15 protein-coding genes are annotated in these 13,289 nt (G+C 68.7%); 12 read left to right on the top strand and 3 right to left on the bottom strand.

Annotation, left to right across the window (positions count from 1 at the left end; translation table 11 throughout):
- A partial coding sequence (locus A5698_RS13590; RefSeq protein WP_286144504.1) for an exonuclease domain-containing protein occupies positions 1-226 on the bottom strand: 226 nt, incomplete at its 3' end.
- Positions 227-333: 107 nt separating this feature from the next.
- On the opposite strand from A5698_RS13590, the gene A5698_RS13585 reads away from it, so the two are divergent.
- The 4 genes from A5698_RS13585 to A5698_RS13570 all read left to right on the top strand — a co-directional run bounded on the left by A5698_RS13585 (position 334) and on the right by A5698_RS13570 (position 3,770).
- A complete protein-coding gene (locus A5698_RS13585; RefSeq protein WP_067089664.1) occupies positions 334-537 on the top strand; it encodes a hypothetical protein in 204 nt (67 codons plus the stop codon).
- Between the two features lie 153 nt (positions 538-690).
- On the top strand, positions 691-1,812 hold the full coding sequence (ripC, locus tag A5698_RS13580) for a peptidoglycan hydrolase RipC (RefSeq protein ID WP_067089667.1): 1,122 nt from the start codon (positions 691-693) through the stop codon (positions 1,810-1,812).
- Positions 1,781-2,632, top strand: coding sequence for a basic secretory protein-like protein (locus A5698_RS13575; protein ID WP_068297513.1), 852 nt, complete (start codon positions 1,781-1,783; stop codon positions 2,630-2,632). The genes ripC and A5698_RS13575 overlap by 32 nt, the downstream gene beginning before the upstream one ends.
- Position 2,633: 1 nt before the next feature.
- Entirely contained in the window at positions 2,634-3,770 is a 1,137-nt protein-coding gene (locus A5698_RS13570; protein ID WP_068297512.1) for a glycosyltransferase family 4 protein, read from the top strand.
- Here A5698_RS13570 and A5698_RS13565 read toward each other — a convergent pair.
- Complete coding sequence (locus A5698_RS13565) at positions 3,758-5,557, bottom strand: AMP-dependent synthetase/ligase (protein ID WP_068297511.1); 1,800 nt, start codon at positions 5,555-5,557, stop codon at positions 3,758-3,760. The genes A5698_RS13570 and A5698_RS13565 overlap by 13 nt on opposite strands.
- A gap of 89 nt (positions 5,558-5,646) precedes the next feature.
- On the opposite strand from A5698_RS13565, the gene A5698_RS13560 reads away from it, so the two are divergent.
- The 5 genes from A5698_RS13560 (at position 5,647) to A5698_RS13540 (ending at position 8,965) form a co-directional block, all read left to right on the top strand.
- Positions 5,647-6,048: an SRPBCC family protein gene (locus A5698_RS13560; RefSeq protein WP_068297508.1), complete on the top strand. Its 402-nt coding sequence runs from the start codon at positions 5,647-5,649 to the stop codon at positions 6,046-6,048.
- Between the two features lie 29 nt (positions 6,049-6,077).
- The gene (locus tag A5698_RS13555; protein WP_068297505.1) at positions 6,078-6,515 is read left to right on the top strand and encodes an SRPBCC family protein; all 438 of its coding nucleotides are present in this window, start codon (positions 6,078-6,080) and stop codon (positions 6,513-6,515) included.
- A 1-nt stretch (position 6,516) separates the two neighbouring features.
- Positions 6,517-7,776: an ArsA family ATPase gene (locus tag A5698_RS13550; protein WP_068297501.1), complete on the top strand. Its 1,260-nt coding sequence runs from the start codon at positions 6,517-6,519 to the stop codon at positions 7,774-7,776.
- Positions 7,773-8,156 (top strand): hypothetical protein, encoded by a 384-nt coding sequence (locus A5698_RS13545; protein ID WP_067089769.1) that lies wholly within the window; start codon positions 7,773-7,775, stop codon positions 8,154-8,156. Before A5698_RS13550 ends, A5698_RS13545 begins: the two co-directional genes overlap by 4 nt.
- Before the next feature lie 83 nt (positions 8,157-8,239).
- Complete coding sequence (locus A5698_RS13540) at positions 8,240-8,965, top strand: lysophospholipid acyltransferase family protein (protein WP_067089683.1); 726 nt, start codon at positions 8,240-8,242, stop codon at positions 8,963-8,965.
- Positions 8,966-8,975: 10 nt separating this feature from the next.
- Here A5698_RS13540 and A5698_RS13535 read toward each other — a convergent pair whose 3' ends face one another.
- Positions 8,976-10,256 carry a glycosyltransferase 87 family protein gene (locus A5698_RS13535; protein ID WP_068297498.1) on the bottom strand — a complete coding sequence of 427 codons (1,281 nt, stop codon included), beginning with the start codon at positions 10,254-10,256 and terminating at the stop codon, positions 8,976-8,978.
- Between the two features lie 129 nt (positions 10,257-10,385).
- On the opposite strand from A5698_RS13535, the gene A5698_RS13530 reads away from it, so the two are divergent.
- Genes A5698_RS13530 through A5698_RS13520 form a run of 3 tightly spaced genes read left to right on the top strand, consistent with a single transcriptional unit; the run spans position 10,386 to position 13,156 of the window.
- Positions 10,386-11,240 (top strand): hypothetical protein, encoded by an 855-nt coding sequence (locus A5698_RS13530; protein ID WP_156670748.1) that lies wholly within the window; start codon positions 10,386-10,388, stop codon positions 11,238-11,240.
- The gene (locus A5698_RS13525; protein WP_068297492.1) at positions 11,240-11,737 is read left to right on the top strand and encodes a polyadenylate-specific 3'-exoribonuclease AS; all 498 of its coding nucleotides are present in this window, start codon (positions 11,240-11,242) and stop codon (positions 11,735-11,737) included. The genes A5698_RS13530 and A5698_RS13525 overlap by 1 nt, the downstream gene beginning before the upstream one ends.
- Positions 11,738-11,770: 33 nt before the next feature.
- The gene (locus A5698_RS13520; RefSeq protein WP_068297489.1) at positions 11,771-13,156 is read left to right on the top strand and encodes a class II 3-deoxy-7-phosphoheptulonate synthase; all 1,386 of its coding nucleotides are present in this window, start codon (positions 11,771-11,773) and stop codon (positions 13,154-13,156) included.
- Positions 13,157-13,289 lie beyond the last annotated feature (133 nt).

Here is a 13,289-nt window from a genome sequence, read left to right as displayed (position 1 = left end):
GCGCCACGATCTGCGGCGGGATGCTGCGGCCCGGGTCGACCAGCGTCGCGAGCTCGCCGAGCACGACACCGCCGCGCACCTTGACCGCACCGATCTCGGTGATCGAGTCGTGGTTGTCCCCGCTGGCGCGTCCCCCTGTGGTCTCCAGGTCGACGACGACGAACGTCGTGTCGCGCAACGAGACGTCAGCCTGCCGATCGACATCGGCGAAGCTGAGCTGGCTCACGGGTCGACGGTAGAAAACACCACCGACAGTCTCGGGTTGCCACGCGGCCTGGACTTGTCGGTGCCTGCCGATAGCGTGCGGACCGCACCGACCGAGAGGAGCCATTCGTGGGCACGGTGAAGATCGACTGCGACGACTGCGCGGTTCGCGGTCCTGGATGTCAGGACTGCGTCGTGAGCGTTCTGCTGGGCGTACCCGACACCTTGTTGGAGGACGAGCGCCGGGCGTTGGAGGTGCTCGCCGACGTCGGCCTGGCGCCGCGGCTCCGGCTGGTACCGGTCCGACGGGACGGGAGTTCGGGTGTCGCCTGACGACACGCGGCGTGGCGGGCGGCCGAACGAAATATGAGCTGCCTGTTAAATTTGCGTCTTCTGTTGGACAACCCCGATGCCGTTTCGTAACCTGTCTGAGACCTAAGGGCAGTTCGACACGGCTTCGTTCCGGATGTTGAAGGACGCAAAATCTTGAGGCTCGACCGCACGCGCGTAACCATTCGCGGGTTTCTCCACCCCTTGGTCAGCGCGATAGTCGGTATCACTTTCTTCGCAGGTCTCTTCGCGGTCAGTGTGCAGGCCGACCCGGCCGACGACGCGCTGGCGAAGCTCAACGAGCTGTCGCGACAGGCCGAGCAGACCACTGAGGCGATGCACTCGGCGCAGCTGGATCTCGACAACAAGCTGGCCATCCAGCGCGATGCCGAGGCCAAGCACGCCGCCGACCAGGCGGCCGCTCACAAGGCGCGACAGCAGCTGGCAAACTTCCAGGGTGCCGTCAACAAGGTTGCTGCGGCCCAATACATGGGCGGCAGGACCGATGGTCTGGACGCGATCCTGACCGCGAACTCACCGCAGGGCCTCATCGACCAGTTGTCCATCCAGCGCGTGATGGCCGCCGAGATGTCGGCGCAGATGAAGAGCTACCGCGAGATCGGGAAACAGGCGGCGCTGGCCGAGGAGGCCTCCGCGAAGTCGGCCGCCGAGGCCAAGACCGCCGCCGAACAGGCCGCGGCCGTGCGGGCCGACCTGCAGTCCAAGCAGAGCCGGCTGCAGGTGCAGATGGCGGTCGTGAAGTCGCAGTACGAGGCGTTGACGCCGCATCAGCGCGAGGCGCTGGCGGCCGTCCCGCCCGGACCTCCGGTGCCACCGCCCGCGCCGGTGCAGCCCGGCGGTGACCCCGCGGTGCTGGCCGCGCCACCCGCGCCGGGCGCCATCCCGCCGGGCGACATGGCACCGCCGGTGGGCGGCCATTCCGCGACCGTGATCCAGGCCGCGCTGAGCCGCATCGGCTCGCCGTACTCGTGGGGCGGGTCCGGCCCCAACGCCTTCGACTGCTCCGGACTGGTGATGTGGTCGTTCCAGCAGGCCGGCATCTCGCTGCCGCACTCCAGCCAGGCCCTGGCCAACGGCGGGCAGGCGGTGTCGCGGGACCAGATGCAGCCGGGCGACCTGGTGACGTACTACTCCGATGCGTCGCACGTCGGCATCTACATCGGTGACGGAATGATGGTGCACGCCTCGACCTACGGCACGCCGGTGCGAGTCGCTCCGGTGGACAATGCGCCGATCTACAACGTCCGCCGTTACTGACCGCCGCAGTGCCGCGCACGCGAGGAACAGGTCCAAACTCGCCGCGCTGTTGCTCGCCGAGTTGATCTGCGCACTGCTGCTCATCGGTCGCTTTCAGGTGCCGTCCGGCCCGATGGTGGCCACGCCTCCCACGCCCGCATCGCTGACGACGCCGACCGCGGCGTCGCGCACGCACACGCTCGGCGATGGCCGGGTGGTCCGGTTGATGAATCTGGGTGGGCCGCGGACCGAGGGGTTGGTGTCGCGGCTCGAGGGCGAGATGGAGGCTGCCTCGGAGGCGGTCACCGCGTTCTGGGGCCCCGACTGGCCGCGCGAGGTCGTGATCGCCGTCGCGGGCACCGACGCGCAGTTCGCGTCGCTCGGCGGCGGCGACGCCCACACCGCGGCGACCACAACCGCCGAGCGGATCACGTTCGCACCCGGTGCCGCGGATCTGGGCGATGCCGCACTGCGAATCGTGTTGCGCCACGAGCTTTTCCACTACGCGTCCCGCGGCGCGACCGCCCAGGACGCGCCCCGTTGGCTGACCGAGGGCGTGGCGGACTACGTCGCCCGGCCCGCGACGCCGAAGCCGGAGCCCTCGACCCTCACGCTGCCGACCGACGCGGAGCTGGCCGGGCCGGCGCGTTCGCAGGCCTACGACCGGGCCTGGTGGTTCAGCCGCTTCATCGCCGATCGGTACGGCGCAGGCACGCTGCTCGAGCTGTACCGGCGGGCGTGCGGGATCGGCCATTCCGACGTCGCGACGGCGGTGCGCGACGCCCTCGGGACGGACCTCGACGCCGTGCTCGCCGAGTGGCGGCAGTGGGCGAGCCGATGACGTGAGCCGAGTTCTGTTGGTCACCAACGACTTTCCACCGCGCCGCGGTGGCATCCAGTCCTACCTGCAGGAGCTGGTCGACCACCTCGTCGCCGACGGGCAGCACACGCTGACGGTGTACGCGCCGAAGTGGAAGGGGTCCGACGACTTCGACCGCGCCGCCCCGTACCGGGTCGTGCGGCATCCGACCACCCTCATGCTCCCCGAACCGACGGTGATCGGCCGGATGCGGCGCCTGGTCGAGGAGACCTCCGCGGAGACGGTCTGGTTCGGTGCCGCGGCGCCGCTGGCGCTGATGGCCCCGCTGGCCCGCGACGCGGGTGCCCGCCGGGTGATCGCCAGCACGCACGGACACGAAGTCGGCTGGTCGATGTTGCCGTTGGCCCGAAACGCGCTGCGGCGCATCGGATCCGGTACGGATGCGGTCACCTACATCAGCCAGTACACCCGGCGCCGGTTCGCGTCGGCGTTCGGGCCGCGCGCCGCGCTCGAACACCTGCCGCCGGGCGTCGACACCGAACGGTTCACCCCCGACGAGGTCGCCCGCGCCCAACTACGCGCGCGCTACCGACTCGGCAACCGGCCCGTCGTCGTCTGTCTGTCGCGCCTCGTGCCACGCAAGGGGCAGGACATGCTGATCCGGGCGATGCCTGCGATCCGGCAACGCGTCCCCGACGCCGCGCTGGTGATCGTCGGCGGCGGACCCTATCGGTCCACCCTGCACAAGCTGGCGGACAGCTTTGGCGTGGCCGACCACGTCGTCTTCACCGACGCCGTTCCCGGCGACGAGCTGCCCGCCCATCACGCCATGGCCGACGTGTTCGCGATGCCGTGCCGGACGCGCGGCGCCGGACTGGACGTCGAGGGCCTGGGCATCGTCTACCTCGAGGCGTCGGCGACGGGTGTCCCGGTGGTGGCCGGACGCTCGGGAGGGGCGCCCGAAACCGTGCGCGACGGAGAGACCGGGGTGGTGGTCGACGGCTGGGACGTCGGCGCCATCGCGGCGGCCGTCGGCGACCTGCTGGCCGACCCCGACCGTGCGGTCCGGATGGGCGCGGCGGGCAGGCGCTGGGTGGTCGACAACTGGCAGTGGCACACGCAGGCCAAGCGGTTGTCGACCCTGCTCTATCCGGTGTAGATCGCCTCGATGTCGTCGGCGAACTTCTGCGCCACGACCTTTCGCTTGACCTTCAACGTCGGGGTCAGCTCGCCGGTGTCCTCGGTGAAGTCGACGGGCAGAATGCGGAACTTGCGGATCGCCTCGGCCTTCGACACCGCCTGGTTGGCCTCCTTGACGGCGAGATCGATCTCCGAGACCAGGTCGGGGTCGGTCGCCAGGTCGCCGACCGACGCGCCGGCGCTCTTGCCATTGCGCTCCTTCCACCCCTCGATCGCCTCCGGATCGATCGTGATCAGCGCGCCGATGAACGGTTTGGCGTCGCCCACGGCCATCGCCTGGCTGATCAGCGGGTGTGCGCGCAACCGGTCCTCGAGTATCGCCGGAGCGACGTTCTTGCCGCCCGCGGTGACGATGATCTCCTTCTTGCGGCCGATGATGGTCAGGAAGCCGTCCTCGTCGATCGCGCCGAGGTCGCCGGTGTGGAACCAGCCGTCGGAGAACACCGCGTTGGTCTCCGCGTCGTTGTTCCAGTACCCGGCGAACACGACGCCGCCCTTGACCAGCAGCTCGTCGTCGTCGTTGAGGCGCATGCTGTTGCCCGGCAACAGCTTTCCGACCGAACCGACCTTGGTGTCGTCGATCCGGTTGACCGTGATCGCGGCGCTGGTCTCGGTCAGGCCGTAGCCCTCGTAGATGGTCAGCCCGACGCCGCGGTAGAAGTGCCCGAGCCGCGCGCCCAGCGGGGCGCCGCCGGAGATCGCGCCGCGGCACTCGCCGCCCAGCGCCGCCCGCAACTTGCCGTAGACGAGCCGGTCGAACACGGCGTGCTTGGCCCGCAGCAGCAGGCCTGGGCCGCCGCTGTCCTGAGCCTTGCTCCAGTCGATCGCGGTCTCGGCCGCGATGTCGAAGATCCGGCCCTTACCGTCGTTGCGGGCGTTCTGCTCGGCAGTGTTGTAGACCTTCTCGAACACACGCGGGACCGACACCACGAGCGTCGGCTTGAACACGCCGAACGTCGGCACCAGGTTCTTGATGTCGCTGGTGAAGCCGAGGGTGACCTTGTAGGTGAACGCCGCGAGCGTGATCGCACGCGCGAGCACGTGTGCCAGCGGCAGGAACACCAGCATGCGCTCACCCTTGTCGAGCAGCGTCGGGAAACACTCCTTCGCGCCGCGGATCTCGTACACCAGGTTCGAATGGGTGAGCTGGCATCCCTTCGGCTGACCGGTGGTGCCGGACGTGTAGACGAACGTCGCGGGATCGCTGGCCCTGATGGCGGCCAACCGCTCGTCGAGCTGCTTGGGGTCGACCGACTTACCCGCCTCGGCGAGCTCGTCGAGCGCGGGCGTGCCCGAGCCCTCGATCCGCAGCACCTCCCGCAGCGCGGGGAGCTCGTCCGTGAGGTGCTCGATCTTGCCCGCATGCGCGTCGGTCTCCGCGATCACCAGAACCGAACCGGAGTCCCCGAGCACGAACTTCACCTGCTCGGCCGAGTTGGTCTCGTAGATCGGCACGGTGCGCGCACCGGCGGCCAGGATCGCCAGGTCGAGGATGGGCCACTCATAGCGGGTCGCGGACAGCAGCGCGACCCGGTCGCCCGGGGCCACCCCCTTGGCGATCAGGCCGAGAGCGGTGGCGCGGATCTGTTCGGCCGCCTGCTTACACGTCACGTCGGTCCAGGAACCGTCGACGAGGCGACGGAAGATCACGTGGTCGGGATCGTCGCGCTCATGGTCGAACACGGCGCTGACGACATTGTCGTGCTCGCCCACCGTGAAGGACGCGGGAACACTGAACTCACGCACGATCCTGGCCTCTCGATCCGGCTGCTCTTGCCGTATACACCCTAGTCGGCCGGGATCAGGGCCAGGTTCGTATGTGAAGCTGGTATGCCATGAACAGCATTCAGATCGCGGATGACACGTTCGTCGCGGCTGACCCCGCCGAGGTCGGCCGCTACATCGCCGATCCCGCGAGCTGGCGCCGGTGGTGGCCCGACCTGCGGTTGACGGTCGTGGAGGACCGGGGCGACAAAGGCCACCGATGGACGGTCACCGGGGCGCTCGTCGGGACGATGGAGGTGTGGCTGGAGCCGGTGCTCGACGGCGTCGTCCTGCACTACTTCCTGCACGCCGAGCCCGCGGGGGCGGCGGCCTGGCAGCTGGTAAAGATGAATCTGGCGAAGATGAACCACCGGCGACGGGTCGCGGGTAAGAACATGGCATTCGAGGTGAAGCAGCGGCTGGAGGCCACGCGTCCGGTGGGTGTGTCGCCGTTGGCCTCGGACGCGCCGTGAGTTCCAACAGGGGAGGGTAGATTTTCAACGTGGCGGACAAAACGGCGCAGACCATCTACATCGATGCCGATCCCTCGACGGTCATGGACGTCATCGCGGACATCGGTTCCTACCCGGACTGGGTGGCCGAGTACAAGGAGACCGAGGTGCTCGAGGCCGACGCCGAGGGCTATCCGAAGACCGCCCGGCTGGTACTGGATGCCGCCGTGCTCAAGGACACCATGGTGTTGTCCTACGTCTGGCCGTCCGACCGCACGTCGGTGACGTGGTCGCTGGTGTCGAGCTCGCTGCTGAGGTCGTTGGAAGGCGCATATCGCCTGTCGCCCAAGGGATCAGGGACCGACGTCACCTATGAGCTGTCGGTCGATCTGATCATCCCGATGATCGGGCTGCTGAAGCGGAAGGCCGAACGTCGCCTCACCGACACCGCGTTGAAGGACCTCAAGAAACGAGTCGAGGCTGAGTGAGCTGAACGCCACCGACCCGCCCGTCGCCAAGATCGGCCTGTTCGTCGGTAAAGGCGGAGTCGGCAAGTCGACGTTGGCGACGGCGACCGCCGTGCGGGATGCACGCGCGGGGTTGCGCGTATTGATCGTCTCGACCGATCAGGCGCACTCCATCGGGGACGTGCTCGGCACCACCGTGACGCCGACCGGTTCACGCGAAACCACCCGGGTGTTCACCGACGATGCCGACGCCGGCGGCGGCTCGCTGGACGCGCTCGCGCTGGACACGCTGGCCCTGCTCGAGGCGCGCTGGCGCGAGATCGCCGGGCTGCTGTCGGACCGGTTCCCCGAGTCCGAATTGGGAAACGTTGCGCCCGAGGAACTCTCGGCGCTGCCGGGCGTCCAGGAGGTGCTGGGTCTGCACGAGGTCGGCGAATTGGCGGCCTCGGGGCGGTGGGACCGCATCGTGGTGGACTGCGCGTCGACCGCCGACGCGCTGCGCATGCTCACCCTGCCCGCGACGTTCGGTCTGTACCTGGAACGGGCGTGGCCGCGGCATCGGCGGCTGTCCACCGGCGCCGACGACCCGCACACCGCGGCCGTCGTCGCGCTGTTCGAACGCATCAGCACGGGCACCGAAGTGCTCTCCGCGATGCTGACCGACGGTTCGAAGGTCAGCGCCCACCTGGTGATGACGGCCGAGCGCGTCGTCGCCGCCGAGGCGGCCCGCACGCTGGGTTCGCTGGCGCTGATGGGCGTTCAGGTCGCCGAACTGATCGTGAACCAGATACTCGTACAAGATGATTCGTACGAATACCGCAACCTGCCCGAGCATCCCGCGTTCGACTGGTACACCGAGCGGATCTCCGAACAGCGCGCCGTCCTCGACCAGCTCGACGCGACCATCGGCGACGTCCAACTCGTGCTGGTCCCGCACCTGGCCGGCGAACCGATCGGCGCCAAGGCGCTCGGTGAGCTGCTCGACTGTGCGCGCCGACGCGACGGGTCGCCCCCGCCGGGACCGCTGCGCCCGATCGTCGACCGCGAGTCGGGCTCCGGCCTCGAATCGGTGTACCGGTTGCGGCTAGAGTTGCCGCAGGTCGATTCCTCGGCGTTGACGCTGGGCCGGGTCGACGACGACTTGATCATCGGCGCTGGCGGATTGCGGCGCCGTGTCCGATTGGCGTCCGTATTGCGAAGATGCGTCGTACTGGACGCGCAGCTGCGAGGGTGTGAGTTGACCGTGCGGTTCCGACCGAATCCGGAGGTGTGGCCGAAGTGACGACGCCGCACGCCGACCTCGGCCCGGAGTTGCGGGCGCTCGCGCAGGCCATCCTCGACAAGCTCGACCCCGCCGTGCGTTTGGCCGCCGCCCGCGCGACGACCGGCACCGCCGGCAAGTGCCAGCAGGTGTGGTGCCCGGTGTGTGCGCTCGCCGCGCTTGCCGCCGGCGAAGCGCACCCGCTGTTGACCGTCATCGCCGAGCACAGCGTCGCGCTGCTCGCGGTGGTCCGCGCGATTCTCGAACAGGCGGACGCCGGGGCGGGGCCGCAAGGTCCGCCGGACGGTCCGCCGGCACCGCCGAGCGATCCGGGCCAGAACGGCTCCGAGCCGTCGGGGAGCGGGCGTTACCAGCACATCCCGGTCACCGTCGAGGAGTAGTCTTGCGCGCTGTGGTCGCATCCACAGTGCGTGGGTAAAGTTGTCGCAGAACACCGGCCGGTGTTCGATCACCGGGAGGGCCCATGTGGTATTGGCTGTTCAAGTACATCTTCATGGGACCCCTGCTGTCGTTGCTGGGACGGCCGAAAGTCGAAGGGCTGGAACATGTTCCGGCGTCCGGCGCGGCGATTTTGGCCAGTAACCACCTCGCGGTCGCGGACAGCTTTTATTTGCCTTTGGTGGTCAGCCGCAGGATCACGTTCCTGGCCAAGGCCGAGTACTTCACCGGCACCGGCCTGAAGGGCTGGTTCACCCGCTGGTTCTACACCGTCGCCGGTCAGGTGCCGATCGACCGCACCGACGCCGACAGCGCGCAAAGCGCGCTGACCACCGCGGCCCGCATCCTCGGCGAGGGCAAGCTGCTGGGCATGTACCCCGAGGGCACCCGCTCGCCGGACGGCCGGCTTTACAAGGGCAAGACGGGCCTCGCCCGGCTGGCGCTGGAGACCGGTATGCCCGTCATTCCGGTCGCGATGATCGGAACCGACGTCGTCAACCCGCCGGGTAGCAAGATGTGGCGTTTCGGCCGGGTTCAGGTGAAGTTCGGTACCCCGATGGACTTCAGCCGGTTCGAGGGCCTGGCGGGTAACCGCTTCATCGAGCGCGCGGTCATCGACGAGGTGATGTACGAGCTGATGCGGCTGTCCGGTCAGGAGTACGTCGACCTCTACGCCGCCGACATCAAGGAGGGTAAAGCCGACGACACGACAAAGCCGTCGGCCCGAATGCCCGAGGTAGCCGCCGGCTGAGCCCGGCCGCCTAGTTCACCGCGGGCACCGGCGCGGCGCCGACGACCGGCCTGCTGTGCACCGCGGGGATCGTGCCCGCCACGGTGCCGGAGACCACGATCACCGCGATCGCCCACCACACGTAGGAACCCCCGGCCAGCTGTCGCCACAGCGACGCGGCCGTCTCCTGATGCTCGGGCATCAGCGTGATCGGCGTCCACACCATCAAGGCGAAGCCCGCGGCCGTCACCACGGCCAGCGCCACGTGCCGCTTCCGATAGGCCACCAGACCCGTGACAAGAAGCGTCGGCAGCGCCCACACCCAGTGGTGCGACCACGACACCGGCGAGACCACCAATCCGAACATCGCCACGCAGATCAGCGCGAGCACCGGCTGATCGGCCTTCAGCACCCGCCGCACCGCCCAGACGGTGACGGCCAGCACGGCGAAGCACGCCACCACCCACAACACGAACCGCGGACCCTCGCCGAGCCCCAGGCGGGCCAGCGCCCCGGCGATGTTCTGGTTGGTGTTCAACGTCGCCGTGCCGATGCGGTCGGTGTTGCGCACGGTCTCGGTCCAGTACTCGAGGGAGTCGCGCCAGGCGAACGCGACCCCGATCAGCGTGGCGACGACCGCCGACACGACTGTGACAACCACCGCGCGCACGTCGCGGCGCAGCACGAAGTACAGCAGGAACACCGCGGGGGTGAGCTTGAGCGCGATCGCCAAGCCGAGCAGCATGCCCCGCGGCCATGGCGTCCGACGCGGCACGCAATCGGCGATCACCAGCGTCATCAGCACGACGTTGATCTGCCCGAAGTCGAAGTTGGACCGGATCGGTTCCAGATAGACGACCGCCGGGGCGACCAGGGCCGCGGCCAGCCACGCCTGCCGCACCCACGCCGGTTCGGCGGTCACCGTGGTCTGGGGCCAGACGTCGCACCGGTGCAGCACGATCGTCACGGCGACGACGAGCAGCACCAGGGTGGTCACCGTGATCGCGACGCTTGCCGCTTCCAGCGACAGCAGCGCGAACGGCGCGAACGCCACGGCGGCCAGCGGCGGGTAGGTGAACGGAAGGTCGAGGCCGCCCCTGGTGTGGAACATCGCGCCGTCGGCGTAGAGCGGCCTGCCGTCCAGCCAGGCCTGGCCACCCATCCGGTAGACGTCGACGTCGATGCGGTAGGGCATCCGGCCGAGCAAACGCCAGCCCGCCCAGACCAACGCGGCCAAGGTCAGCAGTTGAAACAGCCGCCAGGCGAGCGTTGGCCCCCAACCAGCCCCGCCGGGCGACCGCCACGTACTCATGTCACCGACCAGACTATCCGGGCACCGCGGCGCGTCGGCCGGTATCCCGGGCGCGACACGCGCAGGTCGGCGTAAGTTTTCTGCGTGCTCGCGGACTTACACCTCGTGTTCGGCGTCCCGCACGCGCGGATGCCGCTCGTGTTCTGCCTGATCGCGTTCATCCTGACGTTCTTCGTGACCCGCACGATCGTGCGGTACATCCGCAGCCACGCCAACAGCGACGCACCCCACAGGTGGTGGCAGCCGCGCAACATTTCTGTTTCGAAGGCACCGGGCGCTGGACTCCACATCCACCACGTGGTGATCGGCGTTGTCCTGGTCATGATCTCCGGTGTGACGATGGTGACGTTGGGCGTTGACGGGGGAGTACCCGAATTCACGGTGGCGGCAATCTTTTTCGGAGTCGGCGCGGCCCTGGTGCTCGACGAGTTCGCGCTGATCCTGCATCTCCAGGACGTCTACTGGGCCGAGGACGGCAGGACCTCGATCGATGCGGTCTTCGCGGCGGTCGCGGTCGCAGGCCTGCTGATCCTGGGTTTCAACCCGCTGTCGTTCTTCGACATCGACATCTGGCGCAACGACCACTCGCTGCTCGCACGGGCGGGGGTGATCGTGGCTGCTGTGCTGACCCTGATGCTGGCCGTGATCGTGCTGCTGAAGGGCAAGGTGTGGACCGGCCTGGTGGGGATGTTCGTGACGCCGCTGCTGTTCGTCGGCGCGATCCGGTTGTCGCGGCCGCATGCGCCGTGGGCACGCTGGCGCTATACCAACCGCCCCCGCAAGATGCACCGGGCGCTGGAGCGCGAGCGCTGGCTGCGCCGGCCGGTGGTGCAGGCCAAGCTCTGGCTGCAGGACGCCATCGCGGGGATGCCGAAGTTTCCCGACGATGCCAAGGTGGACGAACAACTCGACCGCGAGATCCACGCCGCACCCGCTCCGAAGGACCGGGCGGTCGCGGTGGAACCCGAAAAGGAACCCGCGTAGTGCGCTACTTCTACGACACCGAATTCATCGACAACGGGCGCACCATCGAACTGATATCGATCGGCGTCGCCGCCGAGGACGGTCGCGAATATTACGCGGTGTCAACCGAATTCAATCCCGAGCGGGCCGGCAGCTGGGTGCGCAAGCATGTACTGCCGAAGCTTCCGCCGCCGGCGTCGCAGCTGTGGCGCTCGCGCCGCCAGATCCGCTCGGAGCTGGAGGACTTCTTCGGCATCGACGGCGACGAGCCGATCGAGCTGTGGGCCTGGGTGGGCGCCTACGACCACGTCGTGCTGTGTCAGCTGTGGGGTCCGATGACCGATCTGCCGCCGGCGATCCCGCGCTTCACCCGCGAGCTGCGCCAGTTCTGGGAGGAGCGCGGTTCGCCGCGGATGCCGCCGCGTCCCCGCGACGCCCACGACGCGCTGGTCGACGCTCGCCACAATTTGCGGCGGTTCCAGCTGATGACCACGGGGGAAGCCCCGGGCCAGCGGTGAAATGCACATGTCGCGGGCCGTTACCATGAACGGGTGAACTGGACCGTCGACGTACCCATCGAACAGCTGCCCTCGTTGCCGCCGCTGCCCGATGAGCTGCGGCAACGGCTCGACGCGGCACTGGCCAAGCCCGCGGTTCAGCAGCCGACCTGGGACGTCGAGGCGGCGAAGAACATGCGCACCGTGCTGGAGAGCGTTCCGCCGGTGACCGTGCCCGCCGAGGTCGAGCGGCTCAAGGGCCTGCTGGCCGACGTGGCCTGCGGCAAGGCGTTCCTGCTGCAGGGCGGCGACTGCGCCGAGACCTTCGTCAACAACACCGAGCCGCACATCCGGGCCAACCTGCGCGCGCTGCTGCAGATGGCCGTGGTGCTGACCTACGGCGCGAGCGTGCCGGTGGTCAAGGTGGCCCGCATCGCGGGGCAGTACGCCAAGCCGCGCTCGGCCGACATCGACGCGCTGGGGCTGCGGTCCTACCGCGGCGACATGATCAACGGTTTCGCGCCCGACGCCGCGGTCCGTGAGCACGACCCGTCGCGGCTGGTGCGCGCGTACGCCAACGCGAGCGCCGCGATGAACCTGGTGCGCGCGCTGACCGGCTCAGGGCTGGCGTCGCTGCACCTGGTGCACGACTGGAACCGCGAGTTCGTCCGCACCTCGCCGGCCGGGGCGCGCTACGAGGCGCTCGCCGGTGAGATCGACCGCGCGCTGACATTCATGAGCGCCTGCGGCGTCGACAACCGCAACCTGGAGACGGCCGAGATCTACGCCAGCCACGAGGCGCTGGTGCTCGACTACGAGCGGGCGATGCTGCGGCTCTCCGAGACCGAGCAGGGCTCCAAGCTCTACGACCTGTCCGCGCACTACGTGTGGATCGGTGAGCGCACCCGTCAGCTCGACGGCGCGCACATCGCGTTCGCGGAGGTCATCGCGAACCCGATCGGCGTCAAGCTCGGCCCGACCATGACACCGGAGCTGGCCGTCGAGTACGTCGAACGCCTCGACCCGAACAACGAGCCCGGACGGCTGACGCTCGTCACCCGCATGGGCAACAACAAGGTGCGCGATCTGCTGCCGCCGATCATCGAGAAGGTTCAGGCCACCGGCCATCAGGTGGTCTGGCAGTGCGACCCCATGCACGGCAACACCCACGAGTCGTCGACCGGCTACAAGACCCGCCACTTCGACCGGATCGTCGACGAGGTGCAGGGCTACTTCGAGGTGCACCGGGCGCTGGGCACCCATCCCGGCGGCATCCACGTCGAGATCACCGGCGAGAACGTCACCGAGTGTCTCGGTGGGGCACAGGACATTTCGGATGCCGACCTGGCCGGGCGCTACGAGACGGCCTGCGACCCGCGGCTGAACACGCAGCAGAGCCTGGAGCTTGCGTTCCTCGTCGCCGAGATGCTGCGCGACTAGTCGGACGACGATCAAGCGGCGAGGGACGAGCCGCGTTGAGGAGTCCGACAGTACAACTGATATGTAGGCACCGTTTGTCAATAGGCAGGGGAAAGCCGCCCCAGGTGTGATGCCGGGGCGGCTTTCGTTTGAT

Origin of the sequence: Mycobacterium sp. E136, from assembly GCF_001666865.1 — a bacterium.
Classification (GTDB): Bacteria; Actinomycetota; Actinomycetes; order Mycobacteriales; family Mycobacteriaceae; genus Mycobacterium.
The sequence above is the reverse complement of the archived record's forward strand: the minus strand, read 5'-3'. Positions and strand labels throughout refer to the sequence as shown.

Excerpts from the sequence above, each read along its gene's own strand:
- A5698_RS13575 (WP_068297513.1), top strand. The coding sequence starts at position 1,781 with ATGCGCCGATCTACAACGTCCGCCGTTACTGACCGCCGCAGTGCCGCG.
- A5698_RS13560 (WP_068297508.1), top strand. The coding sequence starts at position 5,647 with ATGAACAGCATTCAGATCGCGGATGACACGTTCGTCGCGGCTGACCCC.
- A5698_RS13540 (WP_067089683.1), top strand. The coding sequence starts at position 8,240 with ATGTGGTATTGGCTGTTCAAGTACATCTTCATGGGACCCCTGCTGTCG.
- A5698_RS13535 (WP_068297498.1), bottom strand. The coding sequence starts at position 10,256 with ATGAGTACGTGGCGGTCGCCCGGCGGGGCTGGTTGGGGGCCAACGCTC.
- A5698_RS13530 (WP_156670748.1), top strand. The coding sequence starts at position 10,386 with ATGCCGCTCGTGTTCTGCCTGATCGCGTTCATCCTGACGTTCTTCGTG.